This is a genomic window from Enterobacter soli, from assembly GCF_964208575.1.
GTDB lineage: Bacteria > Pseudomonadota > Gammaproteobacteria > Enterobacterales > Enterobacteriaceae > Enterobacter > Enterobacter soli_A.
Map to the genome: position 1 here is coordinate 18,545 of NZ_CAXOFU010000016.1, position 23,365 is coordinate 41,909.

General features: G+C 59.2%; 20 protein-coding genes. 13 read left to right on the forward strand and 7 right to left on the reverse strand.

What is annotated here, in order from left to right:
* Window positions 1-191 precede the first annotated feature (191 nt).
* The 6 genes from AB6V08_RS16170 (at window position 192) to AB6V08_RS16195 (ending at window position 6,363) form a co-directional block, all read left to right on the forward strand.
* Window positions 192-1,706 carry a sugar ABC transporter ATP-binding protein gene (locus AB6V08_RS16170; RefSeq protein WP_368543844.1) on the forward strand — a complete coding sequence of 505 codons (1,515 nt, stop codon included), beginning with the start codon at window positions 192-194 and terminating at the stop codon, window positions 1,704-1,706.
* A 2-nt stretch (window positions 1,707-1,708) separates the two neighbouring features.
* Window positions 1,709-2,704 (forward strand): ABC transporter permease subunit, encoded by a 996-nt coding sequence (locus AB6V08_RS16175; RefSeq protein ID WP_368543845.1) that lies wholly within the window; start codon window positions 1,709-1,711, stop codon window positions 2,702-2,704.
* Window positions 2,705-2,734: 30 nt separating this feature from the next.
* Complete coding sequence (locus AB6V08_RS16180; protein WP_368543846.1) at window positions 2,735-3,676, forward strand: ABC transporter substrate-binding protein; 942 nt, start codon at window positions 2,735-2,737, stop codon at window positions 3,674-3,676.
* Between the two features lie 125 nt (window positions 3,677-3,801).
* Window positions 3,802-4,488, forward strand: coding sequence for a D-lyxose/D-mannose isomerase (locus AB6V08_RS16185; protein ID WP_368543847.1), 687 nt, complete (start codon window positions 3,802-3,804; stop codon window positions 4,486-4,488).
* A 10-nt stretch (window positions 4,489-4,498) separates the two neighbouring features.
* Complete coding sequence (locus AB6V08_RS16190; RefSeq protein ID WP_368543848.1) at window positions 4,499-5,359, forward strand: ketose 1,6-bisphosphate aldolase; 861 nt, start codon at window positions 4,499-4,501, stop codon at window positions 5,357-5,359.
* Window positions 5,359-6,363: a carbohydrate kinase family protein gene (locus AB6V08_RS16195; RefSeq protein WP_368543849.1), complete on the forward strand. Its 1,005-nt coding sequence runs from the start codon at window positions 5,359-5,361 to the stop codon at window positions 6,361-6,363. Before AB6V08_RS16190 ends, AB6V08_RS16195 begins: the two co-directional genes overlap by 1 nt.
* Here the strand turns inward: AB6V08_RS16195 and AB6V08_RS16200 are convergent.
* Window positions 6,360-7,091, reverse strand: coding sequence for a response regulator (locus AB6V08_RS16200; protein ID WP_368543940.1), 732 nt, complete (start codon window positions 7,089-7,091; stop codon window positions 6,360-6,362). The genes AB6V08_RS16195 and AB6V08_RS16200 overlap by 4 nt on opposite strands.
* 256 nt (window positions 7,092-7,347) lie before the next feature.
* On the opposite strand from AB6V08_RS16200, the gene fdhF reads away from it, so the two are divergent.
* The 3 genes from fdhF to AB6V08_RS16215 all read left to right on the forward strand — a co-directional run bounded on the left by fdhF (window position 7,348) and on the right by AB6V08_RS16215 (window position 10,767).
* On the forward strand, window positions 7,348-9,495 hold the full coding sequence (gene fdhF, locus AB6V08_RS16205) for a formate dehydrogenase subunit alpha (RefSeq protein ID WP_368543850.1): 2,148 nt from the start codon (window positions 7,348-7,350) through the stop codon (window positions 9,493-9,495).
* 323 nt (window positions 9,496-9,818) lie between these two features.
* Window positions 9,819-9,971, forward strand: a complete 153-nt coding sequence (locus AB6V08_RS16210; protein ID WP_368543851.1) for a Hok/Gef family protein — start codon at window positions 9,819-9,821, stop codon at window positions 9,969-9,971.
* 121 nt (window positions 9,972-10,092) lie between these two features.
* Window positions 10,093-10,767, forward strand: coding sequence for a tetratricopeptide repeat protein (locus tag AB6V08_RS16215; RefSeq protein ID WP_368543852.1), 675 nt, complete (start codon window positions 10,093-10,095; stop codon window positions 10,765-10,767).
* Window positions 10,768-10,847: 80 nt separating this feature from the next.
* Here the strand turns inward: AB6V08_RS16215 and gltP are convergent, their stop codons facing one another.
* Window positions 10,848-12,161 carry a glutamate/aspartate:proton symporter GltP gene (gltP, locus tag AB6V08_RS16220; RefSeq protein ID WP_368543853.1) on the reverse strand — a complete coding sequence of 438 codons (1,314 nt, stop codon included), beginning with the start codon at window positions 12,159-12,161 and terminating at the stop codon, window positions 10,848-10,850.
* Window positions 12,162-12,584: 423 nt separating this feature from the next.
* Here gltP and acs point away from each other — a divergent pair, with 423 nt between their 5' ends.
* From acs to actP, 3 genes are all read left to right on the forward strand, one after another.
* A complete protein-coding gene (acs, locus tag AB6V08_RS16225; protein ID WP_368543854.1) occupies window positions 12,585-14,543 on the forward strand; it encodes an acetate--CoA ligase in 1,959 nt (652 codons plus the stop codon).
* 192 nt (window positions 14,544-14,735) lie between these two features.
* Complete coding sequence (locus AB6V08_RS16230; RefSeq protein WP_368543855.1) at window positions 14,736-15,050, forward strand: DUF485 domain-containing protein; 315 nt, start codon at window positions 14,736-14,738, stop codon at window positions 15,048-15,050.
* On the forward strand, window positions 15,047-16,696 hold the full coding sequence (actP, locus tag AB6V08_RS16235; RefSeq protein WP_368543856.1) for a cation/acetate symporter ActP: 1,650 nt from the start codon (window positions 15,047-15,049) through the stop codon (window positions 16,694-16,696). Before AB6V08_RS16230 ends, actP begins: the two co-directional genes overlap by 4 nt.
* Before the next feature lie 34 nt (window positions 16,697-16,730).
* Here the strand turns inward: actP and AB6V08_RS16240 are convergent, their stop codons facing one another.
* Both AB6V08_RS16240 and AB6V08_RS16245 read right to left on the reverse strand, forming a co-directional pair.
* On the reverse strand, window positions 16,731-17,420 hold the full coding sequence (locus AB6V08_RS16240) for an LrgB family protein (RefSeq protein WP_368543857.1): 690 nt from the start codon (window positions 17,418-17,420) through the stop codon (window positions 16,731-16,733).
* Window positions 17,413-17,823, reverse strand: coding sequence for a CidA/LrgA family protein (locus AB6V08_RS16245; protein ID WP_368543858.1), 411 nt, complete (start codon window positions 17,821-17,823; stop codon window positions 17,413-17,415). The genes AB6V08_RS16240 and AB6V08_RS16245 overlap by 8 nt, the downstream gene beginning before the upstream one ends.
* Window positions 17,824-17,924: 101 nt before the next feature.
* Between AB6V08_RS16245 and AB6V08_RS16250 the strand changes: the two genes are divergently transcribed.
* Entirely contained in the window at window positions 17,925-18,803 is an 879-nt protein-coding gene (locus AB6V08_RS16250; RefSeq protein ID WP_368543859.1) for a LysR family transcriptional regulator, read from the forward strand.
* Between the two features lie 115 nt (window positions 18,804-18,918).
* On the opposite strand, the gene AB6V08_RS16255 is transcribed toward AB6V08_RS16250, so the two are convergent.
* From AB6V08_RS16255 to AB6V08_RS16265, 3 genes are all read right to left on the reverse strand, one after another.
* A complete protein-coding gene (locus tag AB6V08_RS16255) occupies window positions 18,919-20,565 on the reverse strand; it encodes a Na+/H+ antiporter (protein WP_368543860.1) in 1,647 nt (548 codons plus the stop codon).
* Between the two features lie 150 nt (window positions 20,566-20,715).
* Window positions 20,716-22,065: a guanine/hypoxanthine transporter GhxP gene (ghxP, locus tag AB6V08_RS16260; protein WP_368543861.1), complete on the reverse strand. Its 1,350-nt coding sequence runs from the start codon at window positions 22,063-22,065 to the stop codon at window positions 20,716-20,718.
* Window positions 22,066-22,367: 302 nt separating this feature from the next.
* Window positions 22,368-23,039 carry a glutathione S-transferase family protein gene (locus AB6V08_RS16265; RefSeq protein ID WP_368543862.1) on the reverse strand — a complete coding sequence of 224 codons (672 nt, stop codon included), beginning with the start codon at window positions 23,037-23,039 and terminating at the stop codon, window positions 22,368-22,370.
* Window positions 23,040-23,365 lie beyond the last annotated feature (326 nt).

Genomic DNA, 23,365 nt, shown 5'->3' on the forward strand with positions numbered 1-23,365 from the left:
ACTGTCGCTCCTGTGCGGTTTTTTATGTCCCCTCACCCTAACCCTCTCCCCAAAGGGGAGAGGGAATAAAAGCGGGGAAATGTGACGACGGTTAGCTATTTATAACTATGACAAATATGAACGGCTTCTGACATTTTGCATTTACGAAGCTGTGATGAAGTGCGGATATCGACATTCACAGGAGATCCGCCATGAGCAGCACCCCGGTTTTAGAGATGCGCAGCATTGCCAAAACCTTTGGCAATTTCCACGCGCTCAAGGGCGTGAATTTGACGGTCTTCCCCGGTGAGATCCACGCGCTGATGGGGGAAAACGGCGCGGGGAAAAGCACACTGATGAAGATCCTCGCGGGGGCCTATACCGCCACCAGCGGCGAGATCCTGATTGACGGCCAGCCGTTTCACATCAGAGGGCCGAAAGACGCGCTGGCGGCGGGCATTACCCTGATTTATCAGGAGATGCAGCTTGCCCCGAACCTGACCGTCGCAGAGAACATCTTTCTCGGCAGCGAGCTGTCGCGCAGCGGGCTGGTGCAGCGTAAAGAGATGGCGGCCCAGGCCCAGGCGGTGATCGACCGGCTTGGCGCCCACTTCACCGCCACCGATCGGGTGATGAAGCTGACCATCGCCGAGCAGCAGCAGGTTGAGATTGCCCGCGCGCTGCACCGCAACAGCCGCATTCTGGTGATGGACGAACCCACCGCCGCCCTCTCCTCCCGGGAAACCCACCGCCTGTTCGAGCTGATTTTGCGCCTGCGCGACGAGGGGATGGCGATTATCTACATCAGCCACCGCATGGCGGAAGTGTATGAACTCTCCGACCGCGTCAGCGTCCTGCGCGACGGGCAGTACGTCGGCAGCCTGACCCGCGACAGGCTGAACGCCTCCGAACTGGTCAGGATGATGGTGGGCCGCCCGCTCAGCGACCTGTTCAACAAAGAGCGCGACATCCCCCTCGGCAGCCCGCGCCTCAACGTCCATCACCTCACCGACGGCAAAAAAGTGCTGCCCTGCAGCCTGCAGGTGCGCTCCGGCGAAATCGTCGGGCTGGCGGGTCTGGTGGGCGCCGGGCGCTCCGAGCTGGCGCAGCTGATCTTCGGCGTGCGCAAGGCCACGGGCGGGATGATCGAAGTGGACGGCGAGCCGGTGGTGATCCACTCCCCGCGCGCCGCCATCGATAACGGCATCGGGTTTCTCACCGAGAACCGCAAGGAGCAGGGGCTGTTTTTAGAGCTGGCGGCGCAGGAGAACATCACCATGGCGACGCTTGAGCGCGACGCCACCTTCGGCATGTTGAACCGCAAAAAGGCGCAGTCGATTTCCGACGACGCCATCGCCCTGCTCAATATCCGCGTGCCCCACTCCCAGGTGCGCGCGGGCGGGCTCTCCGGCGGCAATCAGCAGAAGCTGCTGATCTCCCGCTGGGTGGCGATTGGCCCGCGCATTCTGATCCTGGACGAACCGACGCGCGGCGTGGACGTGGGCGCGAAAAGCGAGATCTACCGCATCATGAACCAGATGGCGCGCAAGGGGGTGGCGATTCTGATGATCTCCAGCGAGCTGCCGGAAGTGGTGGGGATGAGCGACCGGGTGTACGTGATGCGCGAAGGCAGCATCGCGGGGGAACTGCTCGGGTGCGATATCACCCAGGAAAACATTATGACGCTGGCAACCGGCGTGAACGACTCACATCATCAGGCGGTGTAACCATGACAACTCCAACCCATCCGCAGCAGGTGGCGAAATCCGCCTCCGCGAAAAAAATGCTGATGAGCGATCTGATGCAAACGGTCGGTATTTTGCCGATTTTAATCCTGATTGTGGCGGTATTTGGCTTTATCGCGCCGAACTTCTTCACCGAAAGCAATCTGCTCAACATTACCCGCCAGGCGTCGATCAACATCGTGCTGGCGGCGGGGATGACCTTCATCATTTTAACCGGGGGCATCGACCTCTCGGTGGGCTCGATTCTGGGCACCACGGCGGTGGCGGCGATGGTGGTGTCGCTCATTCCGGAGTTCGCCATGCTGTCGATCCCGGCGGCGCTGATGCTCGGCCTGGTGCTCGGGCTGTTCAACGGCGCGCTGGTGGCCTTTGCCGGGCTGCCGCCGTTTATCGTTACGCTCGGCACCTACACCGCCCTGCGCGGCGCGGCCTACCTGCTGGCAGACGGCACCACGGTGATTAACTCCAACATCAGCTTCGAGTGGATCGGCAACAACTACCTCGGCCCGGTGCCGTGGCTGGTGGTGATCGCCCTGGCGGTGATTGCGGTGTGCTGGTTCATCCTGCGCCGCACCACGCTAGGGGTTCACATCTACGCGGTGGGCGGCAACATGCAGGCGGCGCGCTTAACGGGCATCAAAGTGTGGCTGGTGCTGCTGTTCGTCTACGGCATGAGCGGGCTGCTCTCCGGGCTGGGCGGGGTGATGAGCGCCTCGCGGCTTTACAGCGCCAACGGCAACCTCGGCATGGGCTACGAGCTGGATGCCATTGCGGCGGTGATCCTCGGCGGCACCAGCTTTGTCGGCGGGATCGGCACGATCACCGGCACGCTGGTCGGCGCGCTGATCATCGCCACCCTCAACAACGGCATGACCCTGATGGGCGTGTCCTACTTCTGGCAGCTGGTGATCAAAGGGGCGGTGATCATCATTGCGGTGCTGATCGACAAATACCGTACCCGACACCATCAAAGTGCATAACAACAATACCCTACGAGTGAGGAAGACAAGATGCGTTTTAAACCCTTAGTGACCGCGCTCTGTGCTGGCGCGCTGCTTGCCGCAACGCCGTTTGCGCAGGCGAAAGATCTGAAATCCATCGGCGTGACGGTGGGTGACCTGGCGAACCCGTTCTTCGTGCAGATAACCAAAGGTGCCGAGCTGGAGGCGCGCAAGCTGGCGGGCGATAGCGTCAAGGTGACGCTGGTCTCCAGCGGTTACGATCTGGGCCAGCAGGTGGCGCAGATTGACAACTTTATCGCTGCGAAGGTGGACATGATCATCCTCAACGCCGCGGACTCCAAAGGGATCGGCCCGGCGGTAAAACGCGCGAAAGAGGCGGGGATCGTGGTGGTGGCGGTTGACGTGGCGGCAGAAGGCGCCGATGCGACCATCACCTCCGATAACACCCAGGCGGGAGAGATGGCCTGTAAGTACATAACCGACCGCCTGAAAGGCAAAGGCAACGTGGTGATCATCAACGGGCCGCCGGTCTCTGCGGTGCAAAACCGCGTCGAGGGCTGTCAGACCGAGTTCAAGCGCCACCCGGATATCAAGGTGCTCTCTGACAACCAGAACGCCAAAGGCAGCCGCGAAGGCGGGCTGGAGGTGATGACCTCGCTGCTGGCGGCCAATCCGAAGATCGACGGCGTGTTCGCGATTAACGATCCGACGGCGATCGGCGCCGATCTGGCGGCGAAACAGGCACAGCGCAACGAGTTCTTTATCGTCGGCGTGGACGGCTCGCCGGACGGCGAGGAGGCCCTGAAGCGTGAAAACTCCCTGTTTGTGGCGACCCCGGCGCAGGATCCGCAGGTGATGGCGGCAAAAGCGGTGGAAATCGGCTATGACATTTTGCAGGGCAAGCCGGCCCCGAAAGCGCCCGTGCTGATCCCGGTGACGATGATCGATAAAAAGAACGTCGGGACCTATAAGGGGTGGACGGTTAAGTAACGGTTGTGCGGCCTGATGCCCTCACCCTAACCCTCTCCCACGGGGAGAGGGAACTTATTCCCCCTCTCCCTTGAGGGAGAGGGCCGGGGTGAGGGGGGGGTGGCAAAATAATCGAAGGAGTCCCCATGAAACGCTCCGACATCAACGAAATCCTCGGCCATACCCGGCAGTTCTTCTCCATGCACGACGTTCACCTGCCGCCGTTTGCCAGCTTCCCGCCGACAACATGGCAGCAGCTAGACCGGGCGGCGTGGCAGGAGGTGTTTGACCTCAAGCTCGGCTGGGACGTGACGGCGTTTGGCGGCAATCATTTCGCCGAACAGGGGCTAACCCTGTTTACCCTGCGCAACGGCTCCCCCAACGGCGTGCCCTATGAGAAGTGCTACGCCGAGAAAATCATGCACGTGCGCGACGGGCAGGTCACGCCGATGCATTTCCACTGGCGCAAGCGCGAAGACATTATCAACCGCGGCGGCGGGAACCTGATTATTGAGCTGTGGAACGCGGGGGCGCACGAAGAGACCGAAAACACCGATGTGACCGTCACCGTTGACGGCTGCCGACAAACCCACGCCCCCGGCAGCCAGCTGCGCCTGTCACCCGGGGAGAGCATCTGCCTGACGCCCGGCCTGTACCACAGCTTCTGGGGCGAGCGCGGCTTTGGCGACGTGCTGGTGGGGGAAGTGTCATCGGTGAATGACGACGAGCACGACAACCACTTTTTGCAGCCCGTTGCCCGCTATAACAACATCGAAGAAGACGAACCGGCGGTGCTGGTGCTGTGCAACGAGTACAACCTGTTTCGGATATAAGGAGTGAATGATGCCATTGATTTCTCTTGCCGAGGGTCTTGAGCACGCCCGGGAACACCGCTACGCGCTGGGGGCGTTTAACGTGCTCGACTCCCACTTCCTGCGCGCGCTGTTTGCCGCCGCGAAGCAGGAGCGTTCGCCGTTTATCATCAACATCGCCGAAGTGCACTTTAAGTACGTGTCGCTCGATTCCCTGGTCGAAGCCGTTAAATTCGAAGCTGCCCGGCACGCTATTCCGGTGGTGCTGAACCTCGATCACGGGCTGCACTTCGAGGCCGTGGTGCGCGCCCTGCGCCTGGGCTTTAGCTCGGTGATGTTCGACGGCTCGACGCTGAGCTACGAGGAAAACATCCGCCAGACGCGGGAAGTGGTCAAGATGTGCCACGCGGCGGGCGTGTCCGTTGAGGCCGAGCTGGGCGCGGTAGGCGGTGACGAGGGCGGCGCGCTGTACGGTCACGCCGATGAAGCCTTCTTTACCGACCCGCGGCTGGCCCGGGAGTTTGTCGACTTAACCGGGATCGACGCGCTGGCCGTGGCGATAGGCAATGCCCACGGCAAATACAAAGGCGAGCCGAAGCTCGACTTCCCGCGCCTGGACGCCATTCGCCAGCAGACCGGGCTGCCGCTGGTGCTGCACGGCGGCTCCGGCATTAGCGATGCCGATTTCCGCCGCGCCATCGAGCTGGGCATTCACAAAATCAACTTCTACACCGGGATGTCCCAGGCGGCGCTGGCCGCCGTCGAGCAGCGAATGGCGCATCGTCAGCCGCTGTACGATGAGTTTGCCGAGCTGCTGCTGGGCATCGAAGAGGCGATTACCGACACGGTTGCCGGGCAGATGCGCATCTTCGGCAGCGCGGGGCAGGCATAATGGAACGCAAAGGGATCGTCGCCGCAGGCAATATGCTGGTGGATCACGTTCACCAGATAGTCCAGTGGCCGGAGCGCGGCTGGCTGGCGGAAATCACCCAGAGCGAGCGCTCCACGGGCGGAGCGCCGCTCAACGTGCTGCTGACGCTGGCAAAAATGCACGTTGGCCTGCCGCTGCAGGCGGTGGGGCTGATTGGCGAAGACGGCGACGGGGATTACATTCTGGCGATGCTCGACCAGTACCACGTCAACCGCCAGCGCGTGCAGCGCACCAGCTTTGCCCCCACCTCCATGTCGCAGGTGATGACCGATCCGAGCGGGCAGCGCACCTTCTTCCACTCGCCGGGGGCGAACCGGCTGCTGGATCTCCCGGCCTTTGACCGCCTCGACGGCTCACTCAAAATTTTTCATCTGGGCTATCTGCTGCTGCTCGACAGCCTGGACATGCCGGACGAGGAATTCGGCACCCGCAGCGCCCGGCTGCTGGCGCAGATGCGCGAGCAGGGATATGAAACCTCTCTGGATCTGGTCTCCCGCAAGGGCGACCCGCGCTATCAGCCGCTGGTGCTCCCTGCCCTGCGCCATCTGGATTATCTGGTGATTAACGAGCTGGAGGCCGGCGAGTTCAGCGGGCTGGCGATGCGCGACGAGCATGACGCGCCGCACGTCGCCAATATCGCCGACGCCGCGTCGCAGCTGCTGGCGGCGGGCGTCCGGCAGCGCGTGGTGATCCACTGTCCGGAAGGCGCGTGGGGCGTCACGCCGGGGGACGCCGGGCGCTGGATCCCGTCGTGGATGCTGGAGCAAGGCGACATTATCGGCAGCGTGGGCGCGGGGGATGCCTTCTGCGCGGGCTTTTTGTACGGCTGCCACGAGTCTCTGCCGCTTTCCGACAGCATCTACCTGGCGCACGCCTGCGCCCGGGCAAGCCTGCTGGCGGCGAACGCCATCGACGGCGCAAAAACGCTGGACGAGCTGCAGCGGTTTATTAAAGAGAATACCTAGGCGGCTTTTTCGCTGTGGGAGACGTCGGTGGCAAAGACGTAGCCCAGCCCGCGAATGGTTTTGATAAGCATCGGCTGGTGCGGGTTGGCCTCGATTTTACGCCGCAGCCGCATGATCAGTACGTCGATGGTGCGGTCAAACACCTCGGCGCTTTCGCTGTGGGTCAGCTCAAGCAGCTGCTCCCGGCTCAGCACCCGACGGGCGTTTTGCGTCAGCGCCAGCAGCAGGCCATATTCGCCCTGGGTTAGCGGCACGGCGTTGCGCTGGGGATCGGTCAGTTCACAGCGGGTGGTGTCCAGCGTCCAGCCGTTAAAGGCAATGCCCGGCACGCGCGGCGCGGCGGCCTCCGTCGCCAGCACCCCGGTTCGGCGCAGCACGGCCTTCACCCGGGCCACCACCACGCGAGGGTTGAACGGCTTGCCGATGTAATCGTCAGCGCCCATCTCCAGCCCGACCACCACGTCGGACTCGCTGCCCAGCCCGGTCAGCATCACCACCGGCAGCTCGGGGCGCTGCTTTTGCACCTGCAACAGCACCTGTAGCCCGTTGATATCCGGCAGCATCATGTCCAGCAGCACCAGCGCGATGTGGGGTTCCTGCTGCACCAGCCGCAGCGCGTCCTGGCCGTTGTGGCAGACCCATACCGTAAAGACGTGCTCGTTGAGCACATCCTGGAGCAGTTCGCAGACTGCGGTATCGTCATCAACCACCAGAATCGCCGGTTTCATCGCATCGTCCATCAGAGGAGTCACAGTAAGTCTGATCCATTCTGCAAACGGCTCCAGCCAATTCCATTTATTCGTGACGGAATTTCAATGCAGGTCACATCCCCTGCCTCGTCGACACGTCAATTTTGACGATTGCCTGCTTTTCGTCAGGGTTTTGCGGGCATATAGACCGTAAAGTCTGGGCATACCCACAATAAAAACATGGCATAGAAGCTGCATAATGGGTGTGAAAAACTGATTAACTGGAGCGAAAGCGATGAAAAAAGTCGTCACGGTCTGCCCTTATTGTGCCTCGGGTTGCAAGATCAACCTGGTGGTCGATAACGGCAAAATCGTCCGGGCGGAAGCCGCGCAGGGGAAAACCAACCAGGGCACGCTGTGCCTGAAGGGTTACTACGGCTGGGATTTTATTAACGATACCCAAATCCTGACCCCGCGTCTGAAAACCCCGATGATCCGCCGCGAGCGCGGTGGCAAACTGGAATCCGTTTCCTGGGACGAGGCGCTGGACTACGTCGCCACGCGCCTGAGCGCCATCAAGGCCAAGTATGGCCCGGATGCGATCCAAACTACCGGCTCCTCACGCGGTACGGGTAACGAAACCAACTACATCATGCAAAAATTCGCGCGCGCCGTTATTGGAACCAATAACGTCGACTGCTGCGCTCGCGTTTGACACGGCCCATCGGTTGCAGGTCTGCACCAGTCGGTCGGTAACGGCGCAATGAGTAACGCGATTAACGAGATTGATAACACCGATCTGGTGTTTATTTTCGGCTATAACCCGGCGGATTCTCACCCTATCGTCGCGAATCACGTGATTCGTGCCAAACAGAACGGGGCGAAAATCATCGTCTGCGATCCCCGTAAAATCGAAACCGCGCGCATTGCGGATATGCACATCGCGCTGAAAAACGGCTCGAATATCGCGCTGTTGAACGCGATGGGCCACGTCATTATTGAGGAAAACCTCTACGACAGCGCCTTTGTCGCCACGCGCACGGAAGGCTTTGAAGAGTATAAGAAAATCGTCGAAGGCTATACGCCGGAGTCGGTTGAAGCGATCACCGGCGTGAGCGCGCAGGAGATCCGCCAGGCCGCGCGGATGTACGCGGGGGCGAAGACCGCCGCCATTCTGTGGGGCATGGGCGTGACCCAGTTCTATCAGGGCGTAGAAACCGTGCGTTCCCTGACGAGTCTGGCGATGCTGACGGGCAACCTTGGCAAAGCGCACGTCGGCGTGAACCCGGTGCGTGGCCAGAACAACGTGCAGGGCGCGTGCGACATGGGCGCGCTGCCGGATACCTATCCGGGCTACCAGTACGTTAAGTTCCCGGAAAACCGCGCCAAGTTCGCGAAGGCCTGGGGTGTTGAGAGCCTGCCGGAACATACCGGCTATCGCATCAGCGAGCTGCCGCACCGTGCGGCGCATGGCGAAGTGCGCGCGGCGTACATCATGGGTGAAGATCCGCTGCAAACCGACGCCGAGCTGTCTGCGGTGCGTAAAGGCTTTGAGGATCTGGAGCTGGTGATTGTCCAGGATATCTTTATGACCAAAACCGCGGCGGCGGCGGATGTGATTTTACCGTCAACGTCATGGGGCGAGCATGAGGGTGTTTATACGGCGGCAGACCGCGGCTTCCAGCGCTTCTTTAAGGCGGTAGAGCCGAAGTGGGATCTGAAAACGGACTGGCAGATTATCAGCGAAATCGCCACCCGCATGGGCTACCCGATGCACTACAACAACACCCAGGAGATCTGGGACGAGCTGCGCGGCTTGTGCCCTGACTTCTTCGGCGCGACCTATGAAAAAATGGGCGAGCTGGGGTATATCCAGTGGCCGTGCCGCGACGAGTCAGAGGCCGACCAGGGGACGTCGTATCTCTTCAAAGAGAAGTTCGACACCCCGAACGGGCTGGCGCAGTTCTTCACCTGCGACTGGGTCGCCCCTATCGATAAGCTCACCGATGAGTATCCGATGGTGCTTTCCACCGTGCGTGAAGTGGGCCACTACTCCTGTCGTTCGATGACCGGCAACTGCGCGGCGCTGGCAGCGCTGGCGGATGAGCCGGGCTATGCGCAAATCAACACCGCCGACGCTCAGCGCCTCGGCATTGAGGATGAAGCGCTGGTGTGGGTGAACTCACGCAAAGGCCGGATCATCACCCGGGCGCAGGTCAGCGACAGGCCCAACAAAGGGGCGGTCTATATGACCTACCAGTGGTGGATTGGCGCCTGTAACGAGCTGGTGACGGAGAACTTAAGCCCGATAACCAAAACGCCGGAATATAAATATTGCGCCGTGCGCGTGGAGCCTATCGCCGATCAATATGCTGCCGAGCAGTACGTGATCGACGAATATAACAAGCTGAAGGCCCGACTGCGTGAAAGCGCAATGGGCTGAAGCTGTTAATTAAACGCTGAATAAATGGGGTGAGATATTCACCCCATTTTTATTTGCGACTTAGCCATTAATAAAACCGATAAATATTACGGAAGACGCCTCGCAAAAATAATGTAATTCGCGAGAAAAAGAATTACATCTTTGCATTTTAATTCATAGAGATAAGATGTGCGGCGGGTGCTTAAGACTTTCTGTCTTAAGCATTATTGAGAGACAGAAAGTGAAAAGCCCCGGGGAATTTTCATTTACCCGAGGCTACTCTCTCAAAAACCCAACAAGCTGAGAGTAGCCTCTTATTCTTTTTTACACAAGGAGTAAAAGGCATGACGCCATTAAAAACTGCGTTAGGCATTGTCTTTATTATTTGCCTGACCATAGTGATCTTCACCTTTATTAATCGCGGCAGACTCTGCGAGTTCACAATAAAGAGTGGAAATCATGAGGTGGCGGCTAAACTGGCCTGCCTGGCAGGCTAACCTCATCGGGCGGAGCATCTGCTCCGCCCGGCTTGCAGGATGCTGAGGTCTTAATGCACCCATTTTTTTCTGCTGTCACCGCGATTATACTGCGCGGCATGTACCCAGATGATAAGAATCCATGAAACCTATTTTCCTGTTGTTGTTCCTTTTTACTGCGCTCGCCAGGGCTGATGAGATTGGCAGTCAATATAAAGAGCAGGCAGAAGCGGGTGATGCCCACGCCCAGTATTATCTTGCCGATACGTATTTCAGCTCCGGCGACAGCAAGCAGGCCACCCTGTGGGCCGAGAAAGCGGCAAAAGGCGGCGATATCGACGCGGTGGCGCTGCTGTCACAGATCCAGTTTACCCAGGGCGACTACGCCCGGGCCAAGGCGCTGGCTCAGCAGGCGACGATTGCCGGCAGCAAGCGCGGCGCGATTATGCTGGCCCGCGTGCTGGTTAACACCCAGGCGGGGAAGACCGACTACCCGCAGGCCATCAGGCTGCTGCAAACGGCAACCGAAGACATCGACAGCGACTCGGCGGTGGACGCCCAGATGCTGCTGGGTCTGATTTACGCCAACGGCGTGGAGATCCCGCAGGACGATGCCCAGGCCGCCTCGTGGTTTAAGCGCAGTTCATCGATTTCGCGCACCGGCTATGCCGAATACTGGGCGGGCATGCTGTTCCAGCAGGGTGAGAAAGGCTTCATCACGCCAAATAAACAGAAGGCGCTGTACTGGTTAAATCTGAGCTGTACCGAAGGGTTTGATACGGGATGCGAGGAGTTTGATGCGTTGAGCGGAGAATAACGTGCCGGGTGGCGGCTTCGCCTTACCCGGCCTACAAAACCCGTAGGCCCGGTAAGCGCAGCGCCACCGGGCTTAGGATGTTACTGGTCAGCCGTCTTATCGAAGCGACCCAGCACTTCGCGTTCATACGCCAGCGCTTTTTTGCGGTCGAACTGGTGCTCCCACTTCGCGATAACCAGCACCGCCAGCGCGTTACCCACCACGTTCAGCGCGGTACGCGCCATGTCGAGGATACGGTCAACGCCGGCAATAAACGCCAGCCCTTCCAGCGGAATACCCACGCTGCCCAGCGTCGCCAGCAGTACCACAAAGGAGACGCCCGGCACGCCCGCGATACCTTTTGACGTCACCATCAGCGTCAGAACCAGTACGATTTCCTGCCACAGCGACAGGTCGATACCGTAGAGCTGCGCGATAAAGATCGCCGCAATACTCTGGTACAGCGTCGAGCCATCGAGGTTAAAGGAGTAACCGGTCGGCACCACAAAGCTGGTAATCGAAGCCGGTGCGCCGTAGGCCTCCATTTTCTCGATAATACGCGGCAGCACGCTCTCGGAGCTTGCGGTGGAGTACGCCAGAATCAGCTCGTCCTTCAGGATGCGGATCAAAATCCAGATACTCAGCCCGCAGAGGCGCGCCACGATGCCCAGTACCACCAGCGCGAAGAACAGGATCGCGAAGTGAACCAGAATAACCAGCTTCGCCAGCGGCCACAGGGAGGCAAAACCAAAGTTCGCCACGGTCACGGCGATCAGCGCAAACACACCCACCGGAGCGTAGCGCATCACCATGTGGGTCACTTTGAACATGGTTTCAGAGATAGAGCGGAACACGGTCACCAGCGGTTCACGGTGCGTGGCCGGCAGGGAAGAGAGCCCCAGACCAAACAGTACCGAGAAGAAGATGATTGGCAGCATTTCGCCTTTCGCCATCGACGCCACGATGTTCGTCGGCACCAGCGACAGGATGGTACCCATCAGGCCGTGCGCATGGCTTTGTACGTCAGCGGTTGTGCTTTGGTATTTCGAAATATCCACGGTCGCCAGCTGGGACATGTCGATGCCCGCCCCCGGCTGGAACACGTTCGCCATGGTGATGCCCAGGATAATGGCAATCGTCGTGATCACTTCGAAATAGATGATGGTCTTCGCGCCAATACGGCCGAGCTGCTTGGCATCGCCAACGCCGGCAATACCGACCACCAGCGTGGAGATAACAATCGGGACCACAATCATCTTGATCAGATGAATAAAGATGTCACCCGCCGGGGAGAGCAGATTGGCGATCAGCCACTCGCGGTCGTCGCTGTGATAGTGGAGATAGCTTCCCAGCAGGATACCCAGCACCAGAGCCAGCAGGATTTGCCAGGCCAGGCTGATTTTAATGTTTTTCATAGAAACTGACTTCCTCAATGAAGCCCTCATTTCACCTGAACTGCATGAATATGAAGACATACTGAAAGGGTATGAATTGTGTTGCGTCGGTTTATGGGATTTTTTAACGCGGCGTATGAGTATCATTTGCACGGCATACTGCGCAAGCCTTAAAGAACGGGGCCTTTAACTGCAAAAAGGGGTTATGACGCGAGTTTGTAATAATTCTTATAAATAACCTTTTGTTATAAAAACGCTTTTTTCCACATAAATGTGAATGATCCGCTGGCTAAATTATTTCCCTTCAAAGTTTCATTCGCTCATTTTTCAACCTGTTCAGACAATGCGTGATCTGCCGCCCAAATAATAAACAAAGCTTGTAAAGCCCCTACTATTAACGTTTTTGCGACATATTATTAACATCTTACAAGGAGAAAAAAAGCCATGAGCCAAATACACAAACATGATATTCCCGCAAATATTGCGGAACGTTGCCTGATCACCCCGGAGCAGTACAGCGAGAAGTATCAGCAATCCATTTCCAGCCCTGACGCCTTCTGGGGCGAGCAGGGCCATATCCTTGACTGGATCAAACCCTATCAGAAGGTCAAGAACACCTCCTTCGCCCCGGGCAATGTCTCTATCAAATGGTATGAAGACGGCACCCTGAACCTGGCGGCAAACTGTCTGGACCGCCATCTGGCCGAGCGCGGCGATGAAACGGCGATTATCTGGGAAGGCGATGACGCCTCGCAGAGCAAACGCATCACCTATAAAGCGCTGCACCGCGACGTGTGCCGCTTCGCCAACGTCCTGCTGGAACAGGGCATCAAGAAAGGCGACGTCGTGGCGATTTATATGCCGATGGTGCCGGAAGCGGCGGTGGCGATGCTGGCCTGCGCGCGCATCGGGGCTATCCACTCCGTTATCTTCGGCGGCTTCTCACCGGAAGCGGTGGCCGGGCGTATTGTCGATTCTAACTCTAAGCTGGTGATCACCGCTGACGAAGGCGTGCGCGCCGGGCGCGGTATTCCGCTGAAGAAAAACGTCGACGACGCGCTGAAAAACCCGAACGTGAAAACCATCACCAGCGTCATCGTCCTGAAGCGTACCGGCGGCAAGATCGACTGGAACGAAGGGCGCGACCTGTGGTGGAGCGACCTGATTGAAAACGCCAGCGACCAGCACCAGCCGGAAGAGATGAACGCGGAAGATCCGCTGTTTATCCTCTACACCTCCGGCTCCACCGGCAAGCCAAAAGGGGTGCTGCACACCACCGGCGGCTATCTGGTGTACGCGGCGACCACCTTTAAGTACGTCTTCGACTACCACCCGGGCGATATCTACTGGTGTACCGCCGACGTGGGCTGGGTCACCGGACACAGCTACCTGCTCTACGGGCCGCTGGCCTGCGGCGCCACCACGCTGATGTTCGAGGGCGTTCCAAACTGGCCAACCCCTGCGCGCATGTGTCAGGTAGTGGATAAGCACAAGGTAAATATTCTCTATACCGCGCCAACGGCAATCCGCGCCCTGATGGCGGAAGGCGACAAGGCGATTGAAGGCACCGACCGTTCGTCCCTGCGTATTCTTGGCTCCGTCGGCGAGCCGATTAACCCGGAAGCCTGGGAGTGGTACTGGAAGAAGATCGGCAACGAAAAATGCCCGGTGATGGATACCTGGTGGCAGACCGAAACCGGCGGCTTCATGATCACCCCAATGCCGGGCGCGACCCAGCTGAAAGCCGGATCGGCTACGCGTCCGTTCTTCGGCGTGCAGCCTGCGCTGGTGGATAACGAAGGCAATCCGCTGGACGGCGCGACCGAGGGCAACCTGGTGATCGTCGACTCCTGGCCGGGTCAGGCGCGCACGCTGTTTGGCGATCATGAGCGCTTCGAGCAGACCTATTTCTCCACCTTCAAAAACATGTATTTCAGCGGTGACGGCGCGCGTCGCGACGAAGACGGCTATTACTGGATAACAGGGCGCGTGGACGACGTGCTCAACGTGTCCGGCCACCGTCTGGGCACGGCGGAGATTGAGTCCGCGCTGGTGTCGCATCCGAAGATTGCCGAAGCGGCCGTGGTGGGGATCCCGCACAACATCAAAGGCCAGGCGATTTACGCTTACGTCACGCTGAACCACGGCGAGGAGCCTTCGCCAGAGCTGTACGCCGACGTGCGCAACTGGGTGCGTAAAGAGATTGGCCCGCTGGCCACGCCGGACGTGCTGCACTGGACCGACTCCCTGCCGAAAACCCGTTCCGGCAAGATTATGCGCCGCATCCTGCGCAAAATCGCGGCAGGCGACACCAGCAACCTCGGCGATACCTCAACGCTCGCCGATCCTGGCGTGGTGGAAAAACTGCTCGAAGAGAAGCAGGCCATCGCGATGCCATCGTAATTCCCTCACCCTACCCCTCTCCCAATATGGGAGAGGGAATAAAAACAACCCTCCCCAAAGGATTTCGCGTTGCAGGAAGGCGGCAAGCGAGAACATCCCCAGGAGCATAGTTAACTATGTGACTGGGGTGGTCGAGTGCGGCCAACGCACCTGCGGCGTGAAAGACGAAGGGGACCTCTGGAGAACTCTGTGATGAATAACGATATTTGTCAGCAGATTGAGAATAGTGCGCACTACAGGGAGCTCGTCGAAAAACGGCAACGGTTTGCCTTCTTACTTTCCATCATCATGCTGATTATCTACGTCGGCTTTATTCTGCTGATCGCCTTTGCCCCGCACTGGCTCGGCACGCCCCTGCACGCGGGCACCAGCGTAACCCGCGGCATTCCGATTGGTATCGGCGTGATCGTGATTTCGTTCCTGCTGACGGGCGTCTACGTCTGGCGCGCCAACGGTGAATTCGATCGTCTTAACAAAGCGGTTCTGCGTGAGGTAAAAGCATCATGAAGCGAGTCCTGACGGCGCTTGCCGCCACACTTCCCTTTGCCGCCCACGCTGCCGACGCCATTACCGGCGAGGTGCAGCGCCAGCCAACCAACTGGCAGGCGATCGTTATGTTCCTGATTTTCGTGCTGCTGACGCTGTACATCACCTACTGGGCGTCGAAGCGCGTGCGTTCACGCAGTGATTACTATACAGCGGGCGGCAACATTACCGGCTTCCAGAACGGCCTGGCGATTGCGGGCGACTTTATGTCGGCGGCGTCATTCCTCGGGATTTCTGCGCTGGTGTATACCTCCGGCTACGACGGCCTGATTTATTCCCTCGGCTTCCTGGTCGGCTGGCCGATCATCCTGTTCCTGATTGCCGAGCGCTTGCGCAACCTCGGGCGCTTCACCTTCGCCGACGTGGCGTCCTACCGCCTGAAGCAGGGGCCTATTCGTATCCTCTCCGCCTGCGGTTCGCTGGTGGTGGTGGCGCTGTATCTGATTGCGCAGATGGTCGGCGCGGGCAAGCTTATCGAGCTGCTGTTTGGCCTGAACTACCACGTTGCGGTGGTGCTGGTCGGCGTGCTGATGGTGATGTACGTGCTGTTTGGCGGGATGCTCGCCACCACCTGGGTGCAAATCATCAAGGCGGTACTGCTGCTGTTCGGCGCAAGCTTCATGGCCTTTATGGTCATGAAACACGTGGGCTTCAGCTTCAACAACCTGTTCACCGAAGCGATGGCGGTTCACCCGAAAGGGGAAGCGATCATGAGCCCGGGCGGGCTGGTGAAAGACCCGATATCCGCGCTCTCCCTGGGGCTGGGCCTGATGTTTGGTACAGCGGGCCTGCCGCACATCCTGATGCGTTTCTTCACCGTCAGCGATGCGCGTGAAGCGCGTAAGAGCGTTTTCTACGCCACCGGCTTTATGGGTTATTTCTACATCCTGACCTTTATCATCGGCTTTGGCGCGATCATGCTGGTGGGGGCGAACCCGGCGTTTAAGGATGCCGCGGGCGCGCTGATTGGCGGTAATAACATGGCGGCGGTGCATCTGGCTGACGCGGTGGGCGGCAACCTGTTCCTCGGCTTTATCTCCGCCGTGGCCTTCGCGACCATTCTTGCGGTAGTAGCCGGACTGACCCTGGCGGGGGCCTCTGCGGTATCGCACGACCTGTACGCCAACGTGTTCCGCAAAGGGGCGACCGAGCGCGATGAGCTGAAAGTGTCGAAAATCACCGTGCTGGTGCTGGGCGTGGTGGCGATCCTGCTCGGCATTCTGTTCGAGAAGCAGAACATCGCCTTCATGGTAGGGCTGGCGTTCTCGATTGCCGCGAGCTGTAACTTCCCGATCATCCTGCTGTCGATGTACTGGTCTAAGCTGACCACCCGCGGCGCAATGATTGGCGGCTGGCTCGGCCTGCTGACGGCGGTGATTCTGATGATCCTCGGCCCGACCATCTGGGTGCAGATCCTCGGTCACGAAAGCGCCATCTTCCCGTATGAGTACCCGGCGCTGTTCTCTATCGCCGTGGCGTTTATCGGTATCTGGGTCTTCTCGGCCACCGACAACTCGCCGGAAGGCAACCTGGAACGCGAGAAATTCCGCGCCCAGTTTATCCGTTCACAAACCGGCCTCGGCGTAGAGCAGGGCCGCGCGCACTAACCTGCACTTCTCCCCGGTCGTCTGGCCGGGGAGTTCAGAACATCACCCGCGCCACCAGCGGCGCAATCAATACCATCACTACACCAGAGAGCATCATCACCAGGCTTGCGACAACGCCTTCCTGCTGGCCGAGCTCGTAGGAGCGCGCGGTTCCCGCCCCGTGCGAGGCCGCACCAAACCCGGCGCCCTTTGCCATCCCTTCGCGGATAGACAGGCGCAGGAACAGCATATCCCCCACCGCCATGCCAAATACCCCGGTGACGACCACGAACAGCGCCACCAGATCCGGCTGCCCGCCGAGGGGTTTTGCCGCCGCCAGCGCGAACGGCGTGGTGACCGAGCGCACGGCAAGGCTGCGCTGAATTTCGTCCGACAGGGTAAACAGCCGCGCCAGCCAGACGGAGCTGCACACCGCCACCACCGTGGCGGTCACTACGCCCGCGCTCAGCGACATCCAGTGGCGTTTGATGATCGCGAGGTTGTCGTACACCGGCACGGCAAAGGCGATGGTCGCCGGGCCGAGCAGCCACAGCAGCCAGTGGGATTCGCCGATGTAGTTCTGCCAGGAGATATGCCCGAAGACCAGCATCAGCACCAGCAGGATCGGCGTGAACACCAGCGGCATGAGCGGCAGCGCGTGGAAGCGGCGGTACAGGCGTTTGTTGGCGAAGTAGATAGCCAGCGTGGCGATCAGGCACAGCACGCTGATCTGAAAGTTAGTCATGCTTCTGCCTGCTGATTTCAAAGCGATAGACTTTATCCACCACCCAGGCGGTGGCGCCCAGCACCATCAGCGTGCTGAGGGCGATAACGGCAAAGATGCGCCAGCCGTCCACCATCAGCAGCTGCGCGTAGTTCACCACCGCCACCACCGCCGGAACGAAGAACAGCAGCATTTCCGCCAGCAGCCAGCGCGCGCCCGCGCGTACCCAGCTCAGCGGGATAATCCGGCAAAGAATGAGCGTCAGCATCAGAACCATCCCCACCAGGTTGGCGGGCAGCGGCAGGTGGAGCCAGCCGACAAGGTATTCCGCGAAAACAAAAAGAGCGGCATAGAGCAGTACCTGAACCGGTACCTGAAGCCGTTGCACAACGACAGGCGTAACACGGCTTAACGCCACGGCCATGAGGATTTCCTCAAAAATGAGATGGAGCGCCAGTATAGTGACCGCACGTAATGGACTGAAATGAATTAAAATCATCGAATGCATAGTTTCGAGGAATAATCATGGACATAAGAACGCTGCGCTATTTTGTCGAAGTGGTTCGTCAGCAGAGTTTTACCCGCGCAGCGGAAAAGTTGTTTGTGACCCAACCTACCATCAGCAAGATGCTGAAAAACCTCGAAGATGAGCTGAACTGCACCCTGCTAATCCGCGACGGACGCAAGCTGCTTTTGACCGATACCGGACGCGTGGTGTTCGAGCGCGGGCTGGCCATTCTTGCGGAGTTCCGCCAGCTCGAAGCCGAGCTTGGAGACATTAACCATCTGAATAAAGGCATCCTGCGCCTCGGCATTCCGCCGATGGTGGGCATGATGATGGCCGGGCCCATCAGCCTGTTCCGTCAGCGTTACCCCGGCGTGGAGCTGAAGATTTCCGAATTCGGCGGTTTAACCGTGCAGCAGGCGGTGATGAACGGCGAGCTGGACGTGGCGATGACCGCCCTGCCGGTGGAGGAAGAGAGCGGGCTGGCCACGCTGCCGCTGTTTAGCCATCCGCTGTACGTGCTGGTGCCGCGCTCCGGCGACTGGCTGCGCATCGATTCAATCAGGCCAGAGCTGCTCGGCGAGCACCCGCTGCTTATCTATAACGAGGATTTTGCCCTGAGCCGCCAGCTGATGGCGCTGTTCAATCAGCACAGCGTCAAGCCGCGCATCGCGGTGCGCAGCGGCCAGTGGGATTTTCTCGCGGCGATGGTGCAGGCGGGCGTCGGGATTGCGATTTTGCCGCAGCCGATCTGCGAGCGTCTGGATAAGAACACGCTGCGCTGGATCCCGCTGGAGAGCGATTTGCACTGGCAGCTTGGGATGATTTGGCGCGAAGGGGTCTATCTGTCGCACAGCGCGCAGGCGTGGTTGCAGTGTTGTGAGGGGTTTTGGGTCTAGTCTGAATAGCCGGGTGGCGGCTTTGCCTTACCCGGCCTACAAGACTAGGGGCGAGGGGCTCGATCGGTTCCCTCTCCCCTAGGGGGAGAGGGCGAGGGTGAGGGGCAAAAGCCCACTACTGATTCTCGATTAACAACGCTTCCAGCAGATCCAGATCATGCAGCAGCTTTTGCAGCGTTTCGTTGCTGATTTGACGCGTGGCGCGCAGATGGTACAGCTCCGCACGCTCCGAGCGCAGCGCCGCCAGGCGGAAGCGGCGCTCCAGGTTCTCTTCCTGCAATGAGCTTTCCACGTCGTTACGCCCGTCCGCGCGGCGGCGTAAATTACCGATAACGCGGGAACTGACCTCCGTCAGCAGCTGGTTGTCGATGTTCTCTTCGGCGTCGGCGGCAAGGCGTTCCTCCATTTTCTGGATCGCCACAATCGCCACTTCTGCCGTCGCCGCACGGGCAATACGCTCCTCTTTATGCTGCTGGGAAGAGTCGCCCATATCGATGTGCTGGAGCAGGATTGGCAGCATCACCACGCCCACGAACAGCGAGAACAGGATCACGCCCGCGGCCAGGAACACCAGCTCGTAGCGCGCCGGGAAGACGTCTCCGGTCGGCAGCAGCAGCGGAATCGAGAGCACACCGGCGAGGGTGATCGCCCCGCGAACCCCGGCGAAGGAGGCAATCAGCAGCTCGCGCGTGGTCCAGGAGCCAAACTCCATCGGCTTTTTGGTCAGGAAGCGCTTGCTGAATTTCTTCATCGTCCACAGCCAGCCGAAACGCACCAGCATCAGCGCGATATAAATCAGCACGATATCGGTGAACAGCATCCAGGTTTCCACGTTCGGGTCGGCTTCTGCCGCCACCAGGGAAGACTCCAGAATGCCCGGCAGCTGCAGGCCCAACAGCAGGAAGACCATGCCGTTAAACACGAATTCAAGCATCGCCCAGGTGCTGTTGGCGCGCAGACGCATCGCCAGCGGCGCGCGGCGCATTACGCCCGCGCGGGTGATGGTCATCCCTGCCGCTACCGCCGCGAGGATGCCCGACACGCCAATGTGTTCGGCAATCAGGTAGGACGCGAACGGCAGCAGGAACAGCAACACGATCTGCGTGGCGGGCTCATCGCCGCCCCAGCGGCTTAGGAAGCCCAGCGAGCGGCCGTACAGCCAGCTGACCACAAAGCCCGCCAGGATGCCGCCAATCGCCACCTTGAAGAACTCAAAGGTCGCGCCGCCCACGGTAAAGACCATCGTCCCCATCGCCACCGCGACGGCGAACTTCAGGGCCACCAGGCCGGAGGCGTCGTTCATCAGCGCCTCGCCTTGCAGGATGCCCATAATTTTCTTCGGAATGCGCCCTTCTCCCACAATGCCGGACAGCGCCACGGCATCGGTCGGCGACAGTACCGCCGCCAGCGCAAAGGCCGGAATGAGCGGAATGCCCGGCACCGTCCAGTAGATCAGGAAGCCAATCCCGACCACCGTCACCACCACCAGCGCCAGCGCGAGGCCGAAGATCTCTCGCCCGTGTTCGAGGAATTCGCGGGTCGGGGTTTTCCAGCCGTCAGCGAACAGCAGCGGCGGAATGAAGAGGACAAGGAACAGCTCCGGGTCGAACTCGACGTGCAAACCAAACGTCGGCCAGGCCAGCAGCGCACCGATGGCAATTTGCATTAATGGCAGGGGTAACTGAAAGGGCAGCACGCGAGTGACTACCCCGGACAGCGAGACCACTAAGGTCATGATGAGTATTGTGAAAAAGATTTCCATGCGTTCCCTGTTTGCAATGATTCTTGTGTACAACGGAAGGCGTCGTGCCTTAATTCTAGCCCCATGAGAGTAACGCAAATGACAACGGCTTGTGTTCTGAAAATAAAAACGGGCGGCATTTAGCCACCCGTTTTCGCATCAATCGACAATTTAAATTGCCCAGCCGCCCGCGTAGAAGGCGACCAGCGCCACGGCAATCACCACCGTGCCGATGTTCAGCTTGCGCCATTCGCCGGAGACCACGCGGCCAATCACCAGAGAGGCGAAGCCAATCATGATGCCGGTTACGATGTTGCAGGTCAGCACGATGAACACCGCGGTGATCAGGCCTGACATGGCGTCAACGAAGTCCGCGAAGTCGATTTTCGCCACGTTGCTCAGCATCAGCAGGCCGACGTACATCAGCGCAGGCGCCGTCGCGTACACCGGTACAAGGTACGAAAGCGGAGAAAGGAACAGGATCAGCAGGAACAGCACGCCCACGGTAATGGCCGTCAGACCGGTTTTACCGCCTGCCGCCGTACCCGCGGCGGATTCAATGTACACCGCCGCCGGCGCTGCACCCACCAGGCCAGAGAAGACGCTGCTCAGGGAGTCGGTGGTCAGCGCTTTGCCGCCGTCGATAATCTGGCCGTCTTTATCCAGCAGGTTCGCCTGTCCGGCGACCGCACGGATGGTGCCGGTGGCATCAAACACCGCCGTCATCACCAGCGCCAGCACGCTTGGCAGCACAATCGGGTTCAGCGCGCCCACGATGTCCAGGCTGCCAATCAGGGAGTTGCCTTTGTCATCGCTCAAGGATGGCATGGCGAAGATGCCGGAGAAGTGAACGTTCGGATCGAAAATCAGGCCGACAATCGAAATACCGATGATGGTCAGCAGAATGCCGCCCGGTACCTTCAGTTTTTCCAGACCGATAATCACCGCCAGACCAATCAGCGACATAATCACCGGGAAGCTGGCGAAGTGGCCCAGCGCAACCGGCAGGCCGTCCAGCGGGTTCTTGATAACCAGACCCACGCCGTTCGCGGCGATCAGCAGCAGGAACAGGCCGATACCGATGCCCGTGCCGTGCGCCACGCCCTGCGGCAGGTTGCGTAAAATCCAGCTACGAATGCCGGTAGCGGAAATAATGGTAAACAGCACGCCCATCAGGAACACCGCGCCGAGCGCAACCGGCACGCTGATCTGCTGACCCAGCACCAGGCTGAATGCAGTAAACGCGGTAAGCGAAATGGCGCAGCCGATAGCCAGCGGCAGGTTCGCCCACAGGCCCATAACGATGGAGCCGACGCCGGCAACCAGACAGGTCGCCACGAAGACGGCCGCAGGCGGGAAGCCCGCTTTGCCCAACATGCCCGGCACCACGATGACGGAGTAAACCATCGCCAGAAACGTTGTCAGACCGGCAACCACTTCCTGACGCACGGTGCTGCCGCGAGCAGAAATTTTAAACATGGCGTCGAGTGAACCGCCATTACGCGCAGATGGCGTAGACATAGAAAACATCCCCTGAGAATTTTTTATAGAGCGTTTTTGTAAGACGTGGTGGAGACTCCACTGCCAGCGAAACGTCATATCCCTGTGCTGCGTTTGCGACGAATAGGGGCGTCACAAAAAAAGCAAACGTTTAGCTCCGCGCTTACAAAACGGGTGGTCAATTTAAGGCAAACGATTATCTAGCCTAATCGCCGCCCTTTTCAACTGAACTTTATCGTTTATCGCTAAAATTCGCTTATGACGATGAAGAAATAACCAGAGGATGCGCAAACGTTATCGTCTGTGCGCAATTTGGTAACATTTTACCCCTCGCCCGGGATCGTCAGCGGTCCACCCTGTTCCAGGGTTCTTTGCCAGGCGGAACGGTTCTCCACCCTTTTCTTCCACGCCTGGGTATGCGGCAGATTATCGATGCCGCCGCGCGCCAGCAGGGCAAAAATCGGGAAGCTCATCTGGATATCGGCCATGCTGAGGGATTCCCCGGCGAACCAGCTGTTTTGCGCAAGGTGCGATTCAATAAAGCGCGCGTGGGTTTCCAGCTGGCGGTTGAGATAGGCTTTTTGCACCCCCTGCCCGATGGCCTTGCCCAGGGTGCGCATACCAAAGGGGACGGGAGGTTTACCCAAGCTGCTAAACACCAGCTTCATCAGCAGCAGCGGCATCAGCGAGCCTTCGGCATAGTGCAGCCAGAAGCGGTATTGCACCTTGTGGGCCGGGTCCAGCGGCTTAAGCTGCGATTCGCCGTCGTAGGTTTCCTGAAGGTATTCCAGAATCGCCCCCGATTCGGCAAGAATCAGCCCGTTGTCTTCAATTACCGGGGATTTGCCAAGCGGATGCACTTTTTTGAGAGACTCAGGAGCAAGCATGGTCTTCTCGCGCTGGTAGCGAACAATCTCATAGGGCAGGGCTAGCTCTTCCAGCGCCCAAATCACGCGATGCGAGCGCGACTGGTTCAGGTGGTGAAGGACGATCATGGTTTTCTCCTGTTATTCATACTTTCTAACTATAGAAAATCGAACAACATCGCGAAAAAAATTTGGCGAAAAACCCTGCGTCTGCGCTGGCGAAAAATGCGCCCTTGCATAGAATTAAAGTGTCAGCACAATCCGGAACCTCCCCAACATGCTCGACACGAGGGGTGCTGATGTCGGGGGAAACCCTCCTGTGAACCAGCGGGATAGAGAGAAAGACAAAGACCGGGAAAAACTAAAGCGCCCTTCGTGGCGCTTTAGTTCTTTATTATGCTTTTTATTGGGTGACGCTTCGCTTACCCGGCCTACGTTCTCGGTTTTGTAGGCCG

What these genes read in the sequence shown, in the direction of transcription:
- AB6V08_RS16170 (WP_368543844.1), top strand. Translation starts at nt 192, where the DNA reads ATGAGCAGCACCCCGGTTTTAGAGATGCGCAGCATTGCCAAAACCTTT.
- AB6V08_RS16175 (WP_368543845.1), top strand. Translation starts at nt 1,709, where the DNA reads ATGACAACTCCAACCCATCCGCAGCAGGTGGCGAAATCCGCCTCCGCG.
- AB6V08_RS16180 (WP_368543846.1), top strand. Translation starts at nt 2,735, where the DNA reads ATGCGTTTTAAACCCTTAGTGACCGCGCTCTGTGCTGGCGCGCTGCTT.
- AB6V08_RS16185 (WP_368543847.1), top strand. Translation starts at nt 3,802, where the DNA reads ATGAAACGCTCCGACATCAACGAAATCCTCGGCCATACCCGGCAGTTC.
- AB6V08_RS16190 (WP_368543848.1), top strand. Translation starts at nt 4,499, where the DNA reads ATGCCATTGATTTCTCTTGCCGAGGGTCTTGAGCACGCCCGGGAACAC.
- AB6V08_RS16195 (WP_368543849.1), top strand. Translation starts at nt 5,359, where the DNA reads ATGGAACGCAAAGGGATCGTCGCCGCAGGCAATATGCTGGTGGATCAC.
- AB6V08_RS16200 (WP_368543940.1), bottom strand. Translation starts at nt 7,091, where the DNA reads ATGAAACCGGCGATTCTGGTGGTTGATGACGATACCGCAGTCTGCGAA.
- AB6V08_RS16210 (WP_368543851.1), top strand. Translation starts at nt 9,819, where the DNA reads ATGACGCCATTAAAAACTGCGTTAGGCATTGTCTTTATTATTTGCCTG.
- AB6V08_RS16215 (WP_368543852.1), top strand. Translation starts at nt 10,093, where the DNA reads ATGAAACCTATTTTCCTGTTGTTGTTCCTTTTTACTGCGCTCGCCAGG.
- gltP (WP_368543853.1), bottom strand. Translation starts at nt 12,161, where the DNA reads ATGAAAAACATTAAAATCAGCCTGGCCTGGCAAATCCTGCTGGCTCTG.
- acs (WP_368543854.1), top strand. Translation starts at nt 12,585, where the DNA reads ATGAGCCAAATACACAAACATGATATTCCCGCAAATATTGCGGAACGT.
- AB6V08_RS16230 (WP_368543855.1), top strand. Translation starts at nt 14,736, where the DNA reads ATGAATAACGATATTTGTCAGCAGATTGAGAATAGTGCGCACTACAGG.
- actP (WP_368543856.1), top strand. Translation starts at nt 15,047, where the DNA reads ATGAAGCGAGTCCTGACGGCGCTTGCCGCCACACTTCCCTTTGCCGCC.
- AB6V08_RS16240 (WP_368543857.1), bottom strand. Translation starts at nt 17,420, where the DNA reads ATGACTAACTTTCAGATCAGCGTGCTGTGCCTGATCGCCACGCTGGCT.
- AB6V08_RS16245 (WP_368543858.1), bottom strand. Translation starts at nt 17,823, where the DNA reads ATGGCCGTGGCGTTAAGCCGTGTTACGCCTGTCGTTGTGCAACGGCTT.
- AB6V08_RS16250 (WP_368543859.1), top strand. Translation starts at nt 17,925, where the DNA reads ATGGACATAAGAACGCTGCGCTATTTTGTCGAAGTGGTTCGTCAGCAG.
- AB6V08_RS16255 (WP_368543860.1), bottom strand. Translation starts at nt 20,565, where the DNA reads ATGGAAATCTTTTTCACAATACTCATCATGACCTTAGTGGTCTCGCTG.
- ghxP (WP_368543861.1), bottom strand. Translation starts at nt 22,065, where the DNA reads ATGTCTACGCCATCTGCGCGTAATGGCGGTTCACTCGACGCCATGTTT.
- AB6V08_RS16265 (WP_368543862.1), bottom strand. Translation starts at nt 23,039, where the DNA reads ATGATCGTCCTTCACCACCTGAACCAGTCGCGCTCGCATCGCGTGATT.